We start from the raw sequence: 21,435 nt of genomic DNA on the forward strand, positions 1-21,435 counted from the left end.
TCCTTTCGACGTTACTCACAAGGACGTGCTGTGCTCTTCCATCAAACATTGCCTAAGCCCAACCAATCAAAAGCGCCACCTGCCTTCTATCGCCTGCGCGACGTGGTGCGCATCACAGCACTAAGTCGCACCACGCTGTACCGCCGTATCTCGGAGGGACGCTTCCCTGCCCCCGTCCACCTCGGGGGCCGGGCCTCGGCTTGGCCCAGCGAAGCGCTTCAAGCCTGGATCGACGATCCGGACGGGTACCGCTCGAGAAGGCCTGGTTCGTGATGATCGCCACGTGCGGACTGCATCGCGCGCGACCTTTCAAGGCTTGCCAATAGTCCAATCCTGGCCGGGACCACGCCGCGCCTAGACGCGGCTGTACGGCCCCTACTCTCCGCTCTGCCCACGTGCCCCGGTTTGTACGCATGCACGTTGCCTTACGGATCCCTGACCGCACACCCCCGAGCGCTATCGCGTGCGGCCCTTCCCGCGGAAACCGCCGCCGCGGGCCTCCAGCATGCGCCGTGTCTTCTCGAGTTCGGTTTGAAGCAACTCTGCATCCGGCAACACAGTCCTATAGTTCGCCGCCATGATCTTGCTGGGCAGCCCTTCCAGCGCGTACTTCGCCAGCGCATGGCCCTTGTCGGTGCACAGGATCAAGCCGACCGGCGGATTCTCTTCGGGAAGGGTCCAGTTTTCTCTCGCGTAGTTGCAGTACATGTGCATCTGGCCCACGTCGGCGTGGGTTAGCGCCCCAAGCTTCAGGTCGATGATGACGAGGCAACGCAACCGGCGATGAAAGAACAGCAGATCCACGCGGTACCAGGTCTGGTCGATGCGCAGCCGCCTCTGGCGACCGACAAAGCTGAAGTCGCTACCCAGCTCGAGCAGGAAGTCTTCCAGCCGGCGGATTAGTGCTTCTTCCAGGTCGGATTCCGAATACTCATCCTTGAGGTCCAGGAACTCCAGCACATACGGATCCTTCACTGCATCTCCGGGCGCCACGGCATCCTCTGGCCTCGCTATCGCGCCCTTGACCAGCATCGCGGCCTTGTTCCTCGACAACGCGGTACGCTCATAGAACTGGCTACCGATCTGGCGATCCAGCTGGCGCACACTCCACCCTCCACGCAAAGCCTCGGTCTCATAAAACCAGCGCGCATCGCCGTCCTTGACCGCCAGCAGCCGTACGTAGGCAGACCAGGGCAGCGCGAAGACCTCCGCCAGTTCCTCAATGCGTGCTGGTCGGGATGAGCATGTGACACTGAACCCGGCCGCTGGCGGCGTATCCACTGCCGGCGCCTTTGCTCTGCTTCTAGGCGACGGCAGTTCGAGGGATTCGCCAGACACCGTCTGGCGAATTGGCCAGCTCAGAAAGAACGCGCGCATCTGCTGCAGGTTCTGACGGCTGAATCCCCGGCCAAACTGGCGCGTGAGGTCGAGCGAAAGCCGCTCGATTAGCTGTTCGCCATAACTTGCCCGGCGCCGGCCTTTCTGCTCGGCTTCGACTATGCGGCGCCCGATCTCCCAGTAGCTGGCCGTCATCAGCGCATTGACACTCCGGGCAGCCGCCTGCCGTGCGGCATCGAGCAGTTCGACGATGCCGCCACGAAAATCGGCATACCCGTCAGGCGAGCCGACCGCTTTCGCCTTGGTCGTGGAAGCAGTGGCTTTGCTCATGGATTTCTGACCCATGGCACCGCTACTCCGCGATACCGGCCAAAACAGCCACGCGCGATAGCCGCAGGTCATCGGCAGAAGGGACCGCCTTCACCGCCCGCCTCTCGCGCGCTCTTGGCTTTGGGAACGCGGCACCAAGCACCGTCAACACCTTGCCCGCGGCAAGATCATCGAGCAAGTCCGCCCATAGTTGAATCATCTTGCGCCGCTGGGCCAGGAACGTGGTGCGGTCGTAGGCGCTGCCCAGCTCCTCGTCGGAGCCGTGCGCCATGTGTCGCTCGATCACTTCTCTGTCCCATCCGAGGTACTCGCGGATGAGCGTGCGCGCCGTGGCGCGGAATCCGTGACCGGTGATCTCTTCCTTCGTGTCGTAGCCAAGCGTGCGCAACGCGCTATTGATCGTGTTGTCGCTCATGTAGCGGGTTGCTTCCGTGCGCTTGGCCATGCTGCGGAAGATCGGGCCGGTGGGGCCGGTCAGCGGATACAGGTCCTGCAGGATGGCCACTGCCTGCAGAGGCAGCGGCACCAGGTGCGCCGGGGTGCGGCTGTCCCGTTTCTTCCACTCTCTCAGCTTCATCTTCTCGGGTGGGCACCGCCAAAGCTGCTGCTCGAAGCTGAGGTCTTCCCAGTGCGCCAGCCGCAACTGGCCAGGCCTTTGGAACAGAAGCGGAGAGAGCTGCAAGGCGGCACGGGTAATGACATTGCCCTTGTAGGCGCGAATGTCACGCAGCAGTTGTCCGAGCTGCTTCGGATCGGTGATCGCTGGGAAATGGCGGGCGCGAGGCGGCGGCAATCCCCCGGTACGGCCGTTCACAAAATTCTTGGCCGGCTCGAGCGCGCCCACGTCGACCGCGTATTGAAAGACGTGCTGCACCGCCTCGCGTACCCGCTGAGCCGTCTCCAGGTGGCCCCGCTCCTTGATTCGGTGCAGGCATCGCACGAGCTCGGTTGGCAAGATGCCATCCATGGGGCGATCGCCAATCCAAGGAAAGACGTGCAACTCAAGGTGCCGCAGCACTTTCTCAGCGTAGCCGACAGACCATTCGCGGTCCTTCCACGCCTGCGCGTGCCAAGCACGGGCCATTCGATCGAAGGTGTTCAGGCGCGCCACGCGCTGCCGCTCCTGATCCTCTCGGCGAACGTCGCGCGGGTCCACGCCCTCGTGGCGCTTTCTCGCCTCGTCAAGAGCCTTCTTGCGCGCGGCCGCCAAGGACACCACTGGATAGCTGCCCAGGCTCATTTTGGTCGGCCGGCCCAGATGCTTGTAGCGGTAGATCCAAACCTTGCCGCCCGGCCGAACGCGAAGATAGAGGCCCTCGCCATCAGCCAGCATGTACTCGGCATCGCGCGGCTGCGCCGCCTTGATCAAGAGATCAGTAAGGTGTCCCAAGGTGTACCCCCAGAAAAACTGCAGTTGAAAAGCAGTCTGGGGTACACCTAGGGGTACACGCAAAAACGGGACGTTGTGGGATTTGACGATACCGCCTGAGCCGCCTTTTCAGGCTAAGTCCTTGAATTACAAGGACTTTTGAGCTGTCTTGGGATCGTCTGAGAAAGAGAGGTGGTGGCCTGGGGCGGAATCGAACCACCGACACGCGGATTTTCAATCCGCTGCTCTACCAACTGAGCTACCGGGCCATGTACGCTTCGGTGACCGAACAATCAGTGGTGGTCTCGAAAGACTCGACCGGCGTTTCGGGCCTTGGCGTGCAGCCGGCGATTATACATTGCCGCGCCGGCCTCTCGACAGGTCGACGCCAAGTTGCTTGAGCTTGCGGTAGAGATGGGTGCGTTCGAGGCCGGTCTTTTCCGCCACCCTCGTCATCGATCCGTTCTCCATCGCCAGATGGAACTCGAAGTACGCCTTCTCGAAGCCGTCGCGCGCATCGCGCAGCGGGCGGTCGAGGTCGAAGCTCTGGACGGAGTGCGGCCCCGGATCGGGCAAAGGCGCCGCAGACGCCGGCGGCACCAGCGCGCTGTCACCGACGGTCGTCACCACGGCGGCAAAGCCGCTCGCTGCCGGCACGACGCTCGCCGCGGCACGGCGCGCGCTCTCGCGCGCCAGACCCTGTTCGACCGCCTTCAGCAGCTTCTGCAAGGTGATGGGTTTTTCGAGGAATGCAAAGGCGCCGATGCGCGTGGCGTCGACCGCGGTGTCGATCGTCGCATGACCGCTCATCATGACGACGGGCATGCTCAGCAGGCCGGCGGCAGCCCACTCCTTGAGCAGCGTCACGCCGTCGGTGTCGGGCATCCAGATGTCGAGCAGCACGAGGTCGGGGCGGGCGCGCTGTCGGGCGGCGCGCGCCTCGGCCGCGTTCTCGGCGAGTTCGACGTTGTGGCCTTCGTCATTGAGAATTTCGAAGAGCAGGTCCCGAATGCCCAGCTCGTCGTCGACCACGAGAATGTTTGCCATGAGTGCCTGAGTTGTGCGCTGCTATTTATGGAGTGATGCGATGCGTCCGCTCGCCGGCTCGCCGCCGCGTTTGCACAGACGCTCAGGCGGTGGACGGCTTCGAATCTTCGGTGTAAGCGACCGCTCCTCGCGGCTCTGCTGCAAGCGCGAATGATAGCGAGACTTGCGCCCCGGCTACAGCCCCCTCGACTATGCGATTGGAAAGTTCGATGCGCGCGCCGTGCTCGTCGGCGATTTTCTTGACCACCGCCAGGCCGAGCCCGGTGCCCTTGGTCTTCGTCGTGACGTACGGTTCGAAGGCTCGCTTGAGAATGTTGTCGACGAAGCCCGGTCCGTTGTCCTGTACGGTGAGGCGCACGCGCTGGCCCGAATCGCCAAGCCGGGTGCGGATGATGACTTCGCCCCTGCGGCCATGGCCGCTGACCGCGGCCTCGGCCGCATCCTGGGCGTTCTGCAGCAGGTTGTGGATGATCTGCCGGATCTGCTGCGCATCGCCGCGGATCGGCGGGCAACGCTCGTCCAGTTCGGAATGCAGTGCAATGGGTGCGTTCTCTGCGGCGTAGAGCTGCAGCACGTCCGTCACCAGCGCGTTCAGATCGACCGGCTTCAGATCGGCCGCGGGCAGGCGGGCGTAGTCGCGGAACTCGTTGACCAGGCGCTTCATCGCATCGACCTGGTCGACGATGGTCTTGACCGACTTGGTGAGGATCGCCTGCTCGGGCGGATCGACCTTGCCGGAGAGTTTCATCTCGAGGCGCTCGGCCGACAGCTGGATCGGCGTCAGCGGATTCTTGATCTCGTGGGCAAGGCGTCGCGCCACCTCGCCCCAGGCCTGGGCGCGCTGCGCCGACACGATCTCGGAGATGTCGTCGAACACCAGCAGCCTTGCCGCCTCCGGCAGCGCGGCGCCGCGGGCGACGATGTTGATGGTGTCCTGCGACATCCCTTCGCCGTCCGGATGAAGCTCGAACGCGTGCTGCCAGTGGTCGAGTCCGTGCTGCAGTCGCTCGACCTCGAACTCGTCGAACTGCTGCTGCACGCCCAGCGCGAATTCGATCAAGCCCGGCACCTCGGCCAGCGGCTGGCCCTCGTAGGCCGCCAGCGGCGCGCGCAGGACGCGGGTCGCGCCGGGATTGGTCGACATCACCACGCCCCGGGCGTCGAGCACGATCACGCCCGAAGTCAGGTTGTCGAGGATGGTCTGCAGGTTGGAGCGCGCGGCGTCGAGCTCGCCCATGGTCTGCTCGATCGCACCGCGCGCATCGGCCAGCTGCTGGGTCATGACGGCGAACGAGCGCGTCAGGCCGCCGAGCTCGTCCTTGCCTTGCAGCACCGCCGTCGGCCGCAGATCGCCGGCGGCGACCTGGCGAACGCCGTCGGCCAGCACCAGGAGCGGCCGCGCAAGCTGGTTGCCGAACAGGACGGCAAGCAGCACGGCACCGAACACGGCGAGGAACAGCGTCAGCGTGAGCGTGCCGATGTACATCCGGCGCAGGCCTTCGCGCCCGAGCGCCCTTTCCTGGTATTCGCGATTGGCTTCCTGCACGGCCAGTGCGTTGGCCACGATCGCCGGCGGCAGCGGCAAGGTGATCTGCAGGAATCGAGGCTCGGTGTTGAACTCGAATCCCGTCCGCTGCACCAGCGCGAGCGATCGCACGCTGGCGGGCGGTGGCGCTGCTGCGCCCGGCGCGGGCGCCTCGTCGAGCCCTTCGATGTGGGCGATCGCCCGATCGGCGCGCACCTGGCGAAACTGCTGCTGCGTCGGCCGCTCGGGATTGAGCTGGAAGCGCGACGTGCCCGCGCCCGCCACCTGCTGGCCGCTGCCGGTCCACAGCACGACGTCGCTGGCACCCAGTTGATCGCGGATGCGTTCGAGCACGAGGCCGGCGCGGGTGTCCGGCACGTCGACCAATTGAAGGCTCGCCGTGCGCGTCTTGCTCACGAGATCGTCGGACAGCGAATCCAGCGTGGCGCGGCCCAGGTTCAGGCCGGCATCGAGCGCGCCTTCGACCTTGACGTCGAACCAGCTCTCGATCGACCGGGCCACGAACTGATAGGACACGACATACACCAGCACGCCGGGCACCACGCCGACCAGCGCGAAGATGGCGGCCAGCTTGATCAGCAGGCGGCTGCCGAACTTGCCCTGGCGCAGGCGCCGCAGCAGCCGGAACGCGACCCATCCGATCACCAGGATCAGCACCACCGCGACAACCACGTTGATGCCGAACAGGCGCGCGTAGTTGCGCTCGTAGAACGCGCGGTTGTTGGTGGCCTGGGCCAGCAGGAACATGAGCACGAGGCCGATGGCGGTCACCAACGCGGCCGTGACGCCCAGCGCCCAGCGCACGGCGCGGGAACGGCGTTTCGGCGCCGCCGCGGTAGCGGCGCCATGCGGACCGGTGCTCATCGGCCCTTCTCCAGCGGCAGCCGGGCGCTGCGCTCGGCCGAGATGTTCCAGTCCGACTGGCCCACCGCACCAATCTGGAAGGGCCGCGGCAGCTGGGAGGTGTCGAGCCGGAAACGGAATGTCACGGGATGGGTCGCTTCATCACCGATCTCGGACATGTCGCCCAGCCGCAACCGGCCCACGCGCCGGATGGCCTCGAGCGCATCCGGCAGCGTGTCGAAGTTCTGGTTGAGCGACACACCGAAGCCCGCGTTGACGATCGGCACCGGCGACACGTTGAGCCGCCAGCGGCGCGTGAGCGGCTGATAGGCCAGGCGCATGTAGCGCGTGACCTGCCCCACCTTGCGGTCGGTCCAGTACCAGCGCTCCCGATAGAGCTCGGCCTCCGCCACGAAGTAGATCGCGATCCCCTTCTCGAGCACGTCTTCGACCAGGGGCGGGAGCTCGAACTGCACCTGGGCGGTCAGGTACACCCCGTCGTCGCCCTCGTCGAGCCGCAGGTGGGTGACCGAGGCGTCGCGCGACTGCGCCGACGCCTGTCCGGGCAGCCAGGCCAGGACCGAGACGAGGAGCAACAGCACGACCAGCCAGGCCGGGCTGCGCCTTTCAGCGCGGCCGCTTTTCAAGCAGGGCGTAGAAGAAACCGTCGTGATCACCCAAGGCATTGTCCGGGACGCTGCGGGCATTCCCTCTGCTTTGAGGCAGCAAATGCCCCGGCGAGAGCAGCAAAGCAGCGTCGGTGTTGTGCGCAAGGAACGCATCGATCTGGTGCGCCCCCTCTTCCCGGAAGACGGAGCAGGTGCAGTAGAGCAGGCGGCCGCCCGGCCGCACCAGGGGCCACAGGGCAGCCAGCAGCATGGCCTGCTGGAGCGCCAGCTGCTCGATATCGCTCTCGCGGCGCAGCCAGCGCACGTCCGGATGGCGGCGCACGATGCCCGACGCGGTACAGGGTGCGTCGAGCAGGATGGCGTCGAAGGGCGTGCCGTCCCACCACTGCGCCGGGCGCGCGGCATCGGCCACGACGATCTTCGCGGCGAGGCCGAGCCGGCCCAGCGTCTCGTCGATGCGCCGGCTGCGTGCGGCATCGATTTCCAGCGCCGTGAGCTCGATGACGCCCGGACCCGCCACCTCGAGCAGATGAGCGGTCTTGCCGCCGGGCGCGGCGCAGGCATCGAGCACGCGCAGCGGCGCAGCAGTCCCTTTCGCTGCCTGGCCGAGGCCGCCGAGCAGCAGCGGCGCCGCGAGTTGCGCGGCGGCGTCCTGCACCGACCATTCGCCTTCGGCGAAGCCCGGCAGCTGATGAACCGGCCGCGCACGCCCCAGCTGCAGGCCGCTGGCGCCGACCCGGACCGCCGGCACGTCGGCGATCTGCAGCCCTGCCATGCAGGACGCCATATCGGTCTTGCGCAGGTTGACGCGCAGCGTCATCGGCGCCTGCGTGTTGTCGGTCGCGAGCACCTGCTGCCAATCGCGCGGATGGTCGCGCTTGAGCCGCTCGATCCACCATCGCGGATGGTTCCATTGCGCCACGGGCTCGCGCTCGGTGGCCGCCACCAGCTCGTCGCGCTCGCGCAGAAAACGCCGCAGGCAGGCATTGACGAAGCTGGCCTGCGCGCGCGTGCCCGGATTGCGCTTCGCGGCCTCGACTGCCTGATCGACCAGCGTGAAGGGTTCGTACGGCGACAACGCCGCATCCCAGGCCAGCGCGAGCGCGGTGCAAAGCAGCGCGTCGGCCGCTGGCGGCGGCGTGCGCCTGGCCAGCTGACGGCGCAGCGCCTCGGCGCGGCCGAGCCAGCGCAGCACCTGGAAGCCGAGCGCCTGCACGCCCGCGCGCAAGCCTGGCTCGACGGCAGCGAAGGCGACCGAGCCCGACACGCCGTCGCGAATCGAAGCGATGGCGACGGCCGTCAACTGCAATTGCCGCCAGAGCGGCGGCGACTGCAGCAATGCGACGGGAAAGGAGTCTGATGGATCTGGCAACTTGTTCCGATGGTAGAGGACCGATCTGGTCGGCACGCCGATCAACGCAGCGGCGCGGCCTGCCGCAGTTGCATGATCCACGCCACCAGCAGCGCCGGGAATTGCGTGATCGCGCCGTTGTACTGCGCCACGGCGAGGTTGAACTGGTTGCGCGCGATCTCGGCGGCCGCCGAAGGCTCGGGCCAGGCGATGGGTGCCGCCCCGTCCGCGGACGGCTCGAGCGTGCCCGTGAGCGGTGCGGGACGGGACAGCACGCCATCCGCATCGAAGCTGACCACCGAATCCGGATGCAGCCGCTGCCAGGCCGACAACAGCACGTGCAGCGCCGTCGCCAGCGCCGCAATGCCGGCCGGATTGAGCGGACGCAGGCGCGTGGCTGCCAGGAGCGTCGCCAACTGCCCAGCCGCCGCGGGCAGCGAGGCGCCGCCGGATCCGTTCTCGAACACGGCACCCGTGGCCGGCTCGGCCGCGACACGCGCCTGCACGAAGTCGAGCTGCCGCACGAGCGCCGCATCGAGCGCCGCGTAGGCCTGCAACGCCGCCGAGCGCAGGCGCACCAGGCGGTTGTAGGCGCCGACGAACCAGAACAGCGCCAGCGCGCCGGCGAGCCAGTACGGCAGTGAATCGGGCAGCTTGCTCATGGAAGCCGCCGGCAGAAAAAAGCCCCCCGTCCGCGGGCGGAAGGGGGGCGTTCGGGACCGGTCATGGCCGGTGATGCTAACCAGTTATTCGGTCGCGGCGCCTTCGCTGGCGTCGACCGTGCTTGCATCGTCCGTCGAGTTGCCCGCCAGCTCGGCGGCTTCCGACTCGGCGATCGCGCGGCGCTCGGCCTCGTCCATCGCGTCCTTGACCTTGCGCGCCTGGTGGTACGCCATGCCGGTGCCTGCGGGAATCAGGCGGCCGACGATGACGTTTTCCTTCAGACCGCGCAGCTCGTCGCGCTTGCCCATGATCGCGGCTTCGGTCAGCACGCGCGTCGTTTCCTGGAACGATGCGGCGCTGATGAAGCTGTCGGTCGACAGCGATGCCTTCGTGATGCCGAGCAGCAGGTTGGTGAAGGTCGCGGGCATCTTGCCTTCGGCGCGCAGGGCGTCGTTGGTGTTGAGCATCTCGCTGCGTTCGACCTGTTCGCCGGCGATGTAGTTGGCGTCGCCGACGTTCTCGACCACGACGCGGCGCAGCATCTGGCGAACGATCACCTCGATGTGCTTGTCGTTGATCTTCACGCCCTGCAGACGGTACACGTCCTGCACCTCGTCCACGATGTAGCGCGCGAGTTCTTCCGAGCCCAGCAGGCGCAGGATGTCCTGCGGATCGGCCGGACCGTCGACCACGCTCTCGCCTTTGTTCACCACCTGGCCTTCGTGCACCAGGATGTTCTTCTCCTTGGGCACCAGGTCCTCCCAGACCTTGCCCTCGGGGTCGGTGATCTGCAGACGGATCTTGCCCTTGGTCTCCTTGCCGAACGACACGGTGCCGGTCATCTCGGCCAGCATGCCCTTGTCCTTCGGCGAACGCGCCTCGAACAGCTCGGCCACACGCGGCAGGCCGCCGGTGATGTCGCGGGTCTTCTGGCCTTCGACCGGAATACGCGCCAGCACCTCGCCGGGGCCCACGTCCTGGCCGTCGCGCACCTGGACCAGCGCACCGATCGGGAAGCCGATGGTCACCGAGTGGTCGGTGCCGGGGATCTTGACCTCGTTGCCCGAGGCATCGATCAGCTTCACCTGCGGACGCACGACCTTGGCCGCGCCGCGGCGCTTCGGATCGATCACCACCAGCGTCGACAGGCCCGTGACCTCGTCGACCTGCTTGGCGACCGTCAGGCCTTCCTCGACGTTCTCGAAGCGGGTCAGGCCGGCGAACTCGGTGATGATCGGGCGCGTCAGCGGATCCCAGTTGGCCAGCACGTGGCCGGCCTTGACCTGCTGATCGGCCTTGACCGCCAGCGTCGCGCCGTACGGCACCTTGTGGCGCTCGCGCTCGCGGCCGTGCTCGTCATGGATGACGATCTCGCCCGAACGCGCGATCACGACCAGCTCGCTCTTGCTGTTGGTCACGTAGCGCATGGTGGCGTTGAAGCCGATCACGCCGTTGGACTTGGCTTCGACGCTGGAAGCGACCGCCGCACGCGATGCCGCGCCACCGATGTGGAAGGTCCGCATCGTCAGCTGCGTGCCGGGTTCGCCGATCGACTGCGCCGCGATCACGCCGACCGCTTCACCGTTGTTGACCAGTCCGCCGCGGCCGAGGTCGCGGCCGTAGCACTTGGCGCAGAGGCCGAAGCGCGTCGAGCAGGTCAGCGCGGTGCGCACCTTGACTTCGTCGACGCCTTCGAGTTCGAGCGCCTCGATCACGTCCTCGTCGAGCATGTCGCCGGCCTGGGCCAGCACGGCGCGCGTTTCCGGATGCACGATGTCTTCGGCCGCGGTGCGACCGAGGATGCGGTCGCGCAGCGATTCGATGACTTCACCGCCTTCGACGATCGCGCGCATCACTGCGCCGTCCTGCGTGCCGCAGTCCTGTTCGATCACGACCAGATCCTGCGTCACGTCGACCAGGCGGCGCGTCAGGTAGCCGGAGTTCGCGGTCTTCAGCGCCGTGTCGGCCAGACCCTTTCGGGCACCGTGCGTGGAGATGAAGTACTCCAGCACGTTCAGGCCTTCGCGGAAGTTCGCGGTGATGGGCGTCTCGATGATCGAGCCGTCGGGCTTGGCCATCAGGCCCCGCATGCCGGCGACCTGCCGGATCTGCGCGGCGGAACCGCGCGCACCGGAGTCGGCCATCATGTAGATCGAGTTGAAGGACTCCTGCTCGACTTCCTTGCCGTGGCGGTCGATGGCCTTCTCTTTCGAGAGCTTGGCCATCATGACCTTCGACACTTCGTCGCCGGCCTTGCCCCAGATGTCCACCACCTTGTTGTAGCGCTCGCCGGAGGTGACCAGGCCCGAGACGTACTGCTGCTCGATCTCCTTCACTTCCTTGGCGGAGCGCTCGATGATGCCGTGCTTCTCGGCCGGCACCAGCATGTCGTCGATGGCGATCGAGATCCCGGCCTTGGTCGCCAGCCGGAAGCCGTTCTGCAACAGCTTGTCGGCGAAGACCACGGTCTCCTTCAGGCCGCACTTGCGGAACGAGACGTTGATGAGCTTGGAGATTTCCTTCTTCTTCAGCGCCTTGTTGATGTTCGAGAACGGCAGCCCCTTGGGCAGGATCTCGGACAGCAGCGCGCGGCCCACGGTCGTGTCGACGAGCTCGGTCGAAGGCTTGAACTCACCCGTTTCCTTGTCCTTCGTGTACTCGGTGATGCGCACGCTGACCTTGGCGGTGAGCTCGGCCACGTTGGCGTCGAGCGCGCGCTGCACTTCGCCGATGTCGGAGAAGATCAGGCCCTCGCCGCGGCCGTTGATGCGCTCGCGGGTCGTGTAGTACAGACCCAGCACCACGTCCTGCGACGGCACGATCGACGGTTCGCCGTTGGCCGGGAACAGCACGTTGTTGGAGGCCAGCATCAGCGTGCGGGCTTCCATCTGCGCTTCCACCGACAGCGGCACGTGGACGGCCATCTGGTCGCCGTCGAAGTCGGCGTTGAAGGCCGCGCAGACCAGCGGATGCAGCTGGATCGCCTTGCCTTCGATCAGGATCGGCTCGAAGGCCTGGATGCCCAGGCGGTGCAAGGTCGGTGCGCGGTTCAGCATCACCGGGTGTTCCTTGATCACTTCCTCGAGGATGTCCCAGACCACCGGCGTGCCGGATTCGACTTCCTTCTTGGCCGCCTTGATGGTGGTCGCGATGCCCATGGCTTCGAGGCGCGAGAAGATGAAGGGCTTGAACAGCTCGAGCGCCATCAGCTTCGGCAGGCCGCACTGGTGCAGCTTGAGCGTCGGGCCGACCACGATGACCGAACGGCCCGAGTAGTCGACGCGCTTGCCCAGCAGGTTCTGGCGGAAGCGGCCGCTCTTGCCCTTGATCATGTCGGCCAGCGACTTGAGCGCGCGCTTGTTGGCGCCCGTCATGGCCTTGCCGCGGCGGCCGTTGTCCAGCAGCGAATCGACCGCTTCCTGCAGCATCCGCTTCTCGTTGCGCGCGATGATTTCCGGCGCCTTCAGTTCGAGCAGGCGACGCAGGCGGCTGTTGCGGTTGATGACGCGGCGGTAGAGGTCGTTCAGGTCCGAGGTGGCGAAACGGCCGCCGTCCAGCGGCACCAGCGGACGCAGGTCCGGCGGCAGCACGGGCAGCACTTCGAGCACCATCCAGTTGGGCTTGATGCCCGACTTGCGGAAGGCCTCAAGCACCTTGAGGCGCTTGGAGTTCTTCTTGACCTTGACTTCGGAGCCGGTCAGGTCGCCGCGCAGCTTCTCGATCTCGCTGTCGAGCTCGATGCCTTCCAGCAGGTCCTTGATGCCTTCGGCGCCCATCTTGGCAACGAACTCGTCGCCGTATTCCTTGCGCTTGGCGTCATAGTCGTCCTCGGACATGATGCCGAACTTCTTCAGCGGGGTCATGCCGGGGTCGGTGATCACATAGGCTTCGAAGTACAGCACGCGTTCGATGTCGCGCAGCGTCATGTCGAGCACGAGGCCCAGGCGCGACGGCAGCGACTTCAGGAACCAGATGTGCGCGCAGGGCGCGGCCAGGTCGATGTGACCCATGCGCTCGCGGCGCACCTTGGTCTGCGTGACTTCGACGCCGCACTTCTCGCAGATCACGCCGCGGTGCTTGAGGCGCTTGTACTTGCCGCACAGGCACTCGTAGTCCTTGATCGGGCCGAAGATCTTGGCGCAGAACAGGCCGTCGCGCTCGGGCTTGAAGGTCCGGTAGTTGATCGTCTCTGGCTTCTTCACCTCGCCGAAAGACCACGAACGGATCTTCTCGGGCGAAGCCATGCCGATCTTGATGGCATCGAAATGCTCATCGGGCGTGAATTGCTTGAACAGGTCGAGTAGCGATTTCATAAGACTCTTTCCCTTTTCAAATTAAGAACGCTCGAGCTCGATGTCGAGCCCCAGCGAACGAATTTCCTTGACCAGCACGTTGAACGATTCCGGCATGCCGGCCTCGATCGAGTGTTCGCCCTTGACGATGCTCTCGTAGACCTTGGTACGGCCCTGCACGTCGTCGGACTTCACCGTCAGCATTTCCTGCAGCACGTAGGCGGCGCCGTAGGCCTCGAGCGCCCACACTTCCATTTCGCCGAAACGCTGGCCGCCGAATTGGGCCTTGCCGCCCAGCGGCTGCTGCGTGACCAGGCTGTACGGGCCGGTCGAGCGCGCGTGCATCTTGTCGTCCACCAGATGGTGCAGCTTGAGCACGTGCATGTAGCCGACCGTGACGGGCCGCTCGAACTGGTCGCCGGTGCGGCCGTCGTACAGGTAGGCCTGGGTGCGCGTGTCGGTCAGGCCCTTGACCTTGGCGATCTCTTCCGGATAGGCCAGCTTCAGCATGCCGCGGATTTCCTCTTCCGAGGCACCGTCGAACACCGGCGTCGCGAACGGCACGCCGGTCGACAGGTTGCCGGCCATCTCGAGCACGTCGGCGTCGCTGAGCTTGCTCAGGTCTTCCTTGCGGCCCGAGCCGTTGTAGAGCTGGTCCATGAACTTGCGCAGCTCGGCCACCTTGGCCTCGGCCTGCAGCATGTCGCCGATGCGCTGGCCGATACCCTTGCCGGCCCAGCCCAGATGCACCTCGAGCACCTGCCCGACGTTCATCCGCGAGGGCACGCCCAGCGGATTCAGGCAGATGTCGCACGGCGTGCCGTCGGCCATGTGGGGCATGTCCTCGACCGGAACGATCTTCGACACCACGCCCTTGTTGCCGTGGCGGCCGGCCATCTTGTCGCCGGGTTGCAGGCGGCGCTTGACGGCCAGGTAGACCTTGACCATCTTGAGCACGCCCGCGGGCAGCTCGTCGCCCTGCGTGAGCTTCTTGCGCTTTTCCTCGAACGCGAGGTCGAAGCTGTGGCGCGTCTGCTCAAGCGAGTTCTTGATCGATTCGAGCTGCGATGCCACCTCGTCGTCCGCCGGGCGGATGTCGAACCAGTGGAACTTCTCGATCGACGACAGGTAGGCGCGGTCGAGCTTGGTGCCCTTGGCCAGCTTGTTCGGGCCGCCGTTGGCGGCCTTGCCGATCAGCAGCTTCTCGATGCGGTCGAAGGCGTCGGCCTCGACGATGCGCAGCTGGTCGTTCAGGTCGAGGCGGAAGCGCTTGAGCTCGTCATCGATGATCTGCTGGGCGCGCTTGTCGCGCGTGATGCCTTCGCGGGTGAACACCTGCACGTCGATCACGGTGCCTTGCGAGCCCTGGTCGACGCGCAGCGAGGTGTCCTTCACGTCGGAGGCCTTCTCGCCGAAGATCGCGCGCAGCAGCTTTTCTTCCGGCGTCAGCGTGGTCTCGCCCTTGGGCGTGACCTTGCCGACCAGCGTGTCGCCCGGCTGCACTTCGGCGCCGACGTAGATGATGCCGGACTCGTCCAGGCGATTGAGCTGCTGCTCGGCCAGGTTCGGGATGTCGCGCGTGATTTCCTCGGCACCGAGCTTGGTGTCGCGGGCCATCACCACCAGTTCCTCGATGTGGATCGAGGTGTAGCGGTCTTCGGCGACGACTCTTTCGCTGATCAGGATCGAGTCTTCGAAGTTGTAGCCGTTCCAGGGCATGAACGCGACCAGCATGTTCTGGCCGAGGGCCAGTTCGCCGAGGTCGGTCGAGGCGCCGTCGGCCACCACGTCGCCCTTGTCGATCTTGTCGCCGCGCTTGACGATCGGGCGCTGGTGGATGTTGGTGTTCTGGTTCGAACGCTGATACTTGATCAGGTTGTAGATGTCCACACCGACTTCACCGGCCGCCGCTTCGGCGTCGTTCACGCGCACCACGATGCGGGTGGCATCGACGTAGTCGACGATGCCGCCTCGGGTCGCGGTGACCACGGTGCCCGAGTCGACCGCGGAGACGCGCTCGATGCCGGTACCGACGAAGGCCTTCTCGGGACGCAGCACCGGCACGGCCTGGCGCTGCATGTTGGCGCCCATCAGCGCGCGGTTCGCATCGTCGTGCTCGAGGAAGGGCACCAGCGAGGCGGCCACCGACACGATCTGCGCCGGTGACACGTCCATGTACTGCACGCGCTCGGCGCCGACCAGGATCGACTCGCCGGTTTCGCGCGCGGACACGAGGTCGCCGGTCAGGCGGCCGTCCTTGTCGAGCGCGGCGTTGGCCTGGGCGATGACGTACTTGCCTTCCTCGATGGCCGACAGGTAGTCGATGTCCATCGTGACCTTGCTGTCGACCACGCGGCGGTACGGCGTCTCGATGAAGCCGTATTCGTTCAGGCGGGCGTACAGGGCCAGCGAGTTGATCAGGCCGATGTTCGGGCCTTCGGGCGTTTCGATCGGGCACACGCGGCCGTAGTGCGTGACGTGCACGTCACGCACTTCGAAGCCGGCGCGTTCGCGCGTCAGACCGCCCGGGCCGAGGGCCGAGACGCGACGCTTGTGCGTGATCTCGGACAGCGGGTTGGTCTGGTCCATGAACTGCGACAGCTGCGAGGCACCGAAGAATTCCTTCAGCGCGGCCGAGATCGGCTTGCTGTTGATCAGGTCGTGCGGCATCAGCGGCTCTTGTTCCGCTTGACCCAGACGTTCCTTGACGGCCTTCTCGATGCGGGCCAGGCCGGTGCGGTACTGGTTCTCGGCCAGTTCGCCGACGCAGCGCACGCGGCGGTTGCCCAGGTGGTCGATGTCGTCGACTTCGCCGCGGCCGTTGCGCAGGTCGACGAGGATCTTGACCACGGCCAGGATGTCCTCGTTGGTCAGCACCATCGGGCCGGTGGATTCGTCGCGGCCGACCTTGGCGTTGAACTTCATGCGGCCGACGCGCGACAGGTCGTAGGTGTCGGGGTTGTAGAACAGGCGCTGGAACAGGGCCTGCACCGCGTCTTCCGTCGGCGGCTCGCCGGGGCGCATCATGCGGTAGATGGCCACGCGCGCGGCGAACTCATCGGCCGTCTCGTCGATGCGCAGGGTCTGCGAGATGTAGGCGCCCTGGTCGAGTTCGTTGGTGTAGATGGCCTGCACGTCCTGCACGCCGGCGGCGCGCAGCTTCTTGAGCAGCGCTTCGGTCAGCTCGTCGTTGGCCTTGGCCAGGATCTCGCCCGAGTCCGTGTCGACGATGTTGCGGGCGATGACGCGGCCGACCAGGAAGTCTTCCGGCACGCTGATGTGCGTGGTGCTCGTCTGTTCGAGCTCGCGCGTGTGGCGCGCGGTGACGCGCTTGTCCTTGGCGACCACGACCTTGCCGGACTTGTCGGTGATGTCGAAGCGTGCGACTTCGCCGCGCAGGCGCTCGGAGACGAACTCCATCTGCGCACCGCTGTCCATCAGGCGAAAGTTGTCGTTGACGAAGAAGTTCGCGAGGATCGATTCCGGGTTCAGGCCGATGGCCTTCAGGAGGATCGTCACCGGCATCTTGCGGCGGCGGTCGACGCGGAAGTACAGCATGTCCTTCGGGTCGAACTCGAAGTCGAGCCACGAGCCGCGATAAGGAATCACGCGGGCCGAGAACAGCAGCTTGCCCGAGCTGTGCGTCTTGCCCTTGTCATGCTCGAAGAACACGCCCGGCGAACGGTGCAGCTGCGAGACGATCACGCGTTCGGTGCCGTTGATGATGAAGGAACCCTTGTCGGTCATGAGCGGCACTTCGCCCATGTAGACCTCCTGCTCCTTCACTTCCTTGACCACCTTCGACTGCGAGGTCGACGACTCGCGGTCATAGATGATCAGCTGGACCTTGGCGCGCACCGCCGAGGCGAAGGTCAGCCCGCGGGTCTGGCATTCACGCACGTCGAAGGCCGGCTTCGCGAGGTTGTACTCGAGGAACTTCATCTCGACGAAACCGTTGTGCGAGACGATCGGGAACGCAGCGTCGAACGCGGCCTGCAGGCCTTCCACGGTGCGTTTCTGGGGCGGGATGCCGGCTTGCAGGAACGCGGTGTAGGCGTCCTTCTGCATCTGCAGCAGGTAGGGAATTTCGACGACGCTGTCGCGATTGCCGAAGTTCTTTCGGATGCGCTTGCGTTCGGTGTAACTGTACGTGGACGTTTGGGCCATGAGAGCTCCGGAGCTTGAGATCTTCAGCGACTTGTCAGCAGTGCTTTCGCACCACTGCTTGGCGGCTGGCCACTACCAGCCGTTGGCGGACGGCGATGCGTTGCACATCGCCCGAACCAAGGGGTCTTCTGCAGTCGGGGTCAGAAGACACTCAAAAACCGTCTTGCGGGAGCGGTTTTTGGGTGCGCTCTGAAAGCGGCAAAGGCTGGAGGGCCTTTCGGCACACTCCAGCCCTCGAGGGGGATCGAATTACTTCAGTTCCACCTTGGCGCCGGCATCTTCCAGCTTCTTCTTGGCGGCTTCGGCGTCTGCCTTCGACAGGCCTTCCTTGACAGCCTTCGGCGCGGCTTCCACCAGGTCCTTGGCTTCCTTGAGGCCCAGGCCGGTGATTTCGCGCACGGCCTTGATCGCCGACACCTTGTTCGCGCCCGCTTCCATCAGCATGACGTTGAACTCGGTCTGCTCTTCGGCCACGGCGGCGGCAGCGCCACCGGCAGCGGCGGGAGCCGACATCGCTGCGGCGCTCACGCCGAACTTCTCTTCGATGGCTTTCACCAGGTCGTTGAGTTCCAGGACCGTCATGCTGTCGAGCGCGGTCAGAAATGCGTCTTTATCGAATGCCATTTTTGCTTCCTAACAATGGGGTTGAATTTTCCAAACGCAAGCCGACCTCAGGCGGGCTGCGCCTCGGCCGGTGCTTCGGCCTGTGCTTCGCCGCCGCCGCGCTTCTCCGCCAGCGCAGCCAGGACACGGGCCGTGCGCGAGATCGGGGATTGCAACAAGCCCAGCAATTGCGCCAGCAGCACTTCCTTCGAAGGAATGCTGGCCAGTTGCTTCACGCCGTTCACGTCCAGGGCCTTGCCGCCGAACGCACCGCCGCGAATCACCAACTTGTCGTTGGTCTTCGCGAAATCGGCCACCACCTTCGCGGCAGCCACAGCGTCTTCGGAAAAGCCGTAGATCAGCGGACCGGTCATCTGGTCGCCGACGATCTCAAACGCGCTCCCGGCGACAGCACGGCGTGCCAGCGTGTTCTTGAACACGCTGAGCGTCACGCCCTTGCTGCGCGCTTCGTTGCGCAGTTTGGTCATATCGGCCACCGTGATGCCACGGTATTCCGCCATCACGAGCGTTTGAGCTTTTGCGGCGAGGTTGGTCACATCACTGATGACCGCTTCTTTCTCACTGCGATTCAGACTCAAGGTCTACTCCTTTTCAATGCGTCGTTCGACCGGAGCCTCGCGACGCGCTTTACGCAGCGACCAACTGTTTCGGAAACAAAATTCCTTGCAGTGGGATCGCCATCTGCGCTGGCCGCCGCACCCGGTGCGGCGATTAAGTGCAGGCTTGCCCTGCACACCAGCGGTCTTGGATGGCCCGCAGCAGCCGAAACCGCTGCGACCCACCACATCGCCCCACCCCGTCAAGGGCAAGGCAAATCTCTCTCTCAGCTCGCCGAGATGGTTTGCGTGTCCACGCGGACACCCAGACCCATGGTCGACGACACCGCCACCTTGCGCAGGTACACGCCCTTGCTGGTCGCAGGCTTGGCCTTGACCAGCGCCTCGATCAGCGCAGCGAGGTTGCCCTGCAGCTTGTCGGTGTCGAACGAACGGCGGCCGATCGTGCCGTGCACGATGCCGGCCTTGTCGACGCGGAACTGAACCTGACCGGCCTTGGCGTTCTTGACTGCCGTGGCAACGTCCGGCGTGACCGTGCCGACCTTCGGATTCGGCATCAGGCCGCGCGGGCCGAGGATCTGGCCCAGCGTGCCGACCACGCGCATCGCGTCCGGCGCGGCGATCACGACGTCGAAGGGCATGTCGCCCGCCTTGACCATCGCGGCCAGGTCGTCCATGCCGACGATGTCGGCGCCGGCGGCCTTGGCTTCCTCGGCCTTGGCGCCCTGGGCGAACACGGCGACGCGCTTGGTCTTGCCGGTGCCGTTGGGCATCACGACGGCGCCACGCACCACCTGGTCGGACTTCTTGGCGTCGATGCCGAGCTGCACGGCCACGTCGATCGACTCATCGAACTTCGCGGTGGCGGCTTCCTTGACGATGCCGATGGCGTCGGCCAACGGGTACAGCTTGTTGCTGTCGACCTTGCCGGCGAGCGTCTTTTGCTTCTTGGTGGTCTTGGCCATTTACACGCCCTCCACATTCACGCCCATCGAACGGGCAGAGCCGGCGATGGTACGAACCGCGGCGTCCAGGTCGGCAGCGGTCAGGTCCTTCATCTTGGCCTTGGCGATTTCTTCGAGCTGCGCGCGCGTGATCTTGCCGACCTTGTCGGTGTGCGGGCGGGCGGAGCCCTTCTCGAGCTTGATCGCCTTCTTGATCAAGGTGATCGCCGGCGGCGTCTTGATGATGAAGGTGAAGCTCTTGTCGGCGAACGCGGTGATGACCACCGGCAGCGGCAGGCCCGGCTCGACGCCCTGGGTCTGCGCGTTGAACGCCTTGCAGAATTCCATGATGTTCAAACCGCGCTGGCCCAGTGCGGGACCGATCGGCGGCGACGGATTGGCTTTACCAGCTGGTACTTGCAGCTTGATGAAGCCGACGATTTTTTTCGCCATGCTTTTCTCCTTGCGGGTGATGACGCCTTGGCTTGTTCAGCCGCAGCTCCCCGGGGTTGACGACTCTTGAAACGAAGTCCGGCGCCGAGTCGGGTAGCGCTGGACCGAAACTGCCTCAGGTCTTCTCGACCTGACTGAATTCGAGTTCGACAGGCGTCGCGCGGCCGAAAATCATGACCGACACGCGCACCTTGCTCTTCTCATAGTTGACTTCCTCGACCGTGCCGTTGAAGTCGGTGAACGGACCTTCCTTGACGCGCACGAATTCGCCGACGATGAACTCGACCTTGTGACGCGGCTTCGCGGTGCCCTGCTGCATCTGGCCGACGATGTCCTCGACCTCTTTCTGCGAGATCGGAGCCGGCCGGTTCTTGGCGCCGCCGACGAAGCCGGTCACCTTGTTGGTGTGCTTCACCAGATGCCAGCTCTCGTCGTCCATGATCATCTCGACCAGCACGTAGCCCGGGAAGAAACGCCGCTCGGTCGTGCGCTTCTGGCCGTTCTTGATCTCGACCACTTCTTCGGTCGGCACCAGGATGCGGCCGAACTTGCTCTGCATGCCGGCGCGGTTGATGCGCTCGAGGATGTTGCGCTCGACGGCCTTTTCCATGCCGGAATAAGCGTGCACCACGTACCAGCGCAGATCCGGATTGGACGCGGGGACCAGCAGAGGATGGATGTCCTGCGCGGCTTCGACGGCTTCGTCAGTCATTATTTTCTCCAGCCCAGAATGAGGTCAAAGAACACCCATTCGAGCGTCTTGTCGGTGAGCCAGAGGAAGATGGACATGATCGCGACAAAGGCGAACACATAAGCCGTCATCTGGATCGCTTCCTTGCGCGAAGGCCACACGACCTTGCGAACCTCGCGCCACGAATCACGGCCAAAGGCCCACAGTTGGCGTCCGCTCTCCGAACTCGCGAACGCGCCGATCGCGGCAGCGAGGCCGACCAGCAAGGCGGCCCACTGCACGATCTCGCCTTGACGAGAGAGCAGATAGAACGCCACGATGGCGCCCACCGCAAGCACGACAGCCGCCGCCAGCTTGGCTTTGTCTGCGCTCGTGCTCACGGTTTCGATTTGAGAAGTGGCCATCTTGGGGCTTTAATCCTGCGGCCTTGCGGCCTTCAATTCATCACGTCTTCCTGAGACGCCGAAGCCCGTCAGGCTATGACGGGCTTTTCGGGGAGCACCACCCTCAGGTGGCAGGGGCAGTAGGAATCGAACCTACAACCTTCGGTTTTGGAGACCGACGCTCTGCCAATTGAGCTATACCCCTTCG

16 protein-coding genes and 2 tRNA genes are annotated in these 21,435 nt (G+C 65.2%); 1 reads left to right on the plus strand and 17 read right to left on the minus strand.

Annotation, left to right across the window (positions count from 1 at the left end):
• Positions 1-30: 30 nt before the first annotated feature.
• On the plus strand, positions 31-273 hold the full coding sequence (locus E5P2_RS24740; protein WP_162569750.1) for an AlpA family phage regulatory protein: 243 nt from the start codon (positions 31-33) through the stop codon (positions 271-273).
• 183 nt (positions 274-456) lie between these two features.
• On the opposite strand, the gene E5P2_RS24745 is transcribed toward E5P2_RS24740, so the two are convergent.
• The 17 genes from E5P2_RS24745 to E5P2_RS24825 form a co-directional block, all read right to left on the minus strand.
• Entirely contained in the window at positions 457-1,668 is a 1,212-nt protein-coding gene (locus E5P2_RS24745) for a PDDEXK nuclease domain-containing protein (protein ID WP_162569751.1), read from the minus strand.
• Positions 1,669-1,690: 22 nt separating this feature from the next.
• Positions 1,691-3,037, minus strand: a complete 1,347-nt coding sequence (locus tag E5P2_RS24750) for a tyrosine-type recombinase/integrase (RefSeq protein ID WP_232080837.1) — start codon at positions 3,035-3,037, stop codon at positions 1,691-1,693.
• A gap of 193 nt (positions 3,038-3,230) precedes the next feature.
• Positions 3,231-3,306 (minus strand) — tRNA-Phe (locus E5P2_RS24755).
• Between the two features lie 82 nt (positions 3,307-3,388).
• On the minus strand, positions 3,389-4,084 hold the full coding sequence (locus tag E5P2_RS24760) for a response regulator (protein WP_162569753.1): 696 nt from the start codon (positions 4,082-4,084) through the stop codon (positions 3,389-3,391).
• Positions 4,085-4,166: 82 nt separating this feature from the next.
• Positions 4,167-6,494, minus strand: coding sequence for a sensor histidine kinase (locus E5P2_RS24765; RefSeq protein WP_162569754.1), 2,328 nt, complete (start codon positions 6,492-6,494; stop codon positions 4,167-4,169).
• Positions 6,491-7,120 carry a DUF4390 domain-containing protein gene (locus E5P2_RS24770; RefSeq protein ID WP_443083530.1) on the minus strand — a complete coding sequence of 210 codons (630 nt, stop codon included), beginning with the start codon at positions 7,118-7,120 and terminating at the stop codon, positions 6,491-6,493. The genes E5P2_RS24765 and E5P2_RS24770 overlap by 4 nt, the downstream gene beginning before the upstream one ends.
• Complete coding sequence (rsmB, locus tag E5P2_RS24775) at positions 7,101-8,474, minus strand: 16S rRNA (cytosine(967)-C(5))-methyltransferase RsmB (RefSeq protein WP_174262697.1); 1,374 nt, start codon at positions 8,472-8,474, stop codon at positions 7,101-7,103. Before rsmB ends, E5P2_RS24770 begins: the two co-directional genes overlap by 20 nt.
• 41 nt (positions 8,475-8,515) lie before the next feature.
• Positions 8,516-9,115, minus strand: a complete 600-nt coding sequence (locus tag E5P2_RS24780) for a LemA family protein (protein ID WP_162569756.1) — start codon at positions 9,113-9,115, stop codon at positions 8,516-8,518.
• Between the two features lie 84 nt (positions 9,116-9,199).
• Positions 9,200-13,429 carry a DNA-directed RNA polymerase subunit beta' gene (rpoC, locus tag E5P2_RS24785; RefSeq protein WP_162569757.1) on the minus strand — a complete coding sequence of 1,410 codons (4,230 nt, stop codon included), beginning with the start codon at positions 13,427-13,429 and terminating at the stop codon, positions 9,200-9,202.
• Between the two features lie 21 nt (positions 13,430-13,450).
• Positions 13,451-17,575: a DNA-directed RNA polymerase subunit beta gene (gene rpoB / locus E5P2_RS24790; RefSeq protein WP_162569758.1), complete on the minus strand. Its 4,125-nt coding sequence runs from the start codon at positions 17,573-17,575 to the stop codon at positions 13,451-13,453.
• A 249-nt stretch (positions 17,576-17,824) separates the two neighbouring features.
• Positions 17,825-18,199: a 50S ribosomal protein L7/L12 gene (gene rplL / locus E5P2_RS24795; RefSeq protein WP_162569759.1), complete on the minus strand. Its 375-nt coding sequence runs from the start codon at positions 18,197-18,199 to the stop codon at positions 17,825-17,827.
• A 47-nt stretch (positions 18,200-18,246) separates the two neighbouring features.
• Complete coding sequence (rplJ, locus tag E5P2_RS24800; RefSeq protein ID WP_162569760.1) at positions 18,247-18,777, minus strand: 50S ribosomal protein L10; 531 nt, start codon at positions 18,775-18,777, stop codon at positions 18,247-18,249.
• Positions 18,778-19,022: 245 nt separating this feature from the next.
• Positions 19,023-19,721 carry a 50S ribosomal protein L1 gene (gene rplA / locus E5P2_RS24805; protein ID WP_162569761.1) on the minus strand — a complete coding sequence of 233 codons (699 nt, stop codon included), beginning with the start codon at positions 19,719-19,721 and terminating at the stop codon, positions 19,023-19,025.
• Positions 19,722-20,153, minus strand: coding sequence for a 50S ribosomal protein L11 (gene rplK / locus E5P2_RS24810; protein WP_007831051.1), 432 nt, complete (start codon positions 20,151-20,153; stop codon positions 19,722-19,724).
• Between the two features lie 115 nt (positions 20,154-20,268).
• On the minus strand, positions 20,269-20,865 hold the full coding sequence (nusG, locus tag E5P2_RS24815; RefSeq protein WP_162569762.1) for a transcription termination/antitermination protein NusG: 597 nt from the start codon (positions 20,863-20,865) through the stop codon (positions 20,269-20,271).
• The gene (gene secE / locus E5P2_RS24820) at positions 20,865-21,248 is read right to left on the minus strand and encodes a preprotein translocase subunit SecE (RefSeq protein ID WP_162569763.1); all 384 of its coding nucleotides are present in this window, start codon (positions 21,246-21,248) and stop codon (positions 20,865-20,867) included. Before secE ends, nusG begins: the two co-directional genes overlap by 1 nt.
• 108 nt (positions 21,249-21,356) lie before the next feature.
• Positions 21,357-21,432 (minus strand) — tRNA-Trp (locus E5P2_RS24825).
• Positions 21,433-21,435: the final 3 nt, after the last annotated feature.

This window comes from Variovorax sp. SRS16 (assembly GCF_901827165.1).
Classification (GTDB): Bacteria; Pseudomonadota; Gammaproteobacteria; order Burkholderiales; family Burkholderiaceae_C; genus Variovorax.

What these genes read in the sequence shown, in the direction of transcription:
- E5P2_RS24745 (WP_162569751.1), bottom strand. Translation starts at nt 1,668, where the DNA reads ATGAGCAAAGCCACTGCTTCCACGACCAAGGCGAAAGCGGTCGGCTCG.
- E5P2_RS24760 (WP_162569753.1), bottom strand. Translation starts at nt 4,084, where the DNA reads ATGGCAAACATTCTCGTGGTCGACGACGAGCTGGGCATTCGGGACCTG.
- E5P2_RS24765 (WP_162569754.1), bottom strand. Translation starts at nt 6,494, where the DNA reads ATGAGCACCGGTCCGCATGGCGCCGCTACCGCGGCGGCGCCGAAACGC.
- E5P2_RS24780 (WP_162569756.1), bottom strand. Translation starts at nt 9,115, where the DNA reads ATGAGCAAGCTGCCCGATTCACTGCCGTACTGGCTCGCCGGCGCGCTG.
- rpoC (WP_162569757.1), bottom strand. Translation starts at nt 13,429, where the DNA reads ATGAAATCGCTACTCGACCTGTTCAAGCAATTCACGCCCGATGAGCAT.
- rpoB (WP_162569758.1), bottom strand. Translation starts at nt 17,575, where the DNA reads ATGGCCCAAACGTCCACGTACAGTTACACCGAACGCAAGCGCATCCGA.
- rplL (WP_162569759.1), bottom strand. Translation starts at nt 18,199, where the DNA reads ATGGCATTCGATAAAGACGCATTTCTGACCGCGCTCGACAGCATGACG.
- rplA (WP_162569761.1), bottom strand. Translation starts at nt 19,721, where the DNA reads ATGGCCAAGACCACCAAGAAGCAAAAGACGCTCGCCGGCAAGGTCGAC.
- rplK (WP_007831051.1), bottom strand. Translation starts at nt 20,153, where the DNA reads ATGGCGAAAAAAATCGTCGGCTTCATCAAGCTGCAAGTACCAGCTGGT.
- nusG (WP_162569762.1), bottom strand. Translation starts at nt 20,865, where the DNA reads ATGACTGACGAAGCCGTCGAAGCCGCGCAGGACATCCATCCTCTGCTG.
- secE (WP_162569763.1), bottom strand. Translation starts at nt 21,248, where the DNA reads ATGGCCACTTCTCAAATCGAAACCGTGAGCACGAGCGCAGACAAAGCC.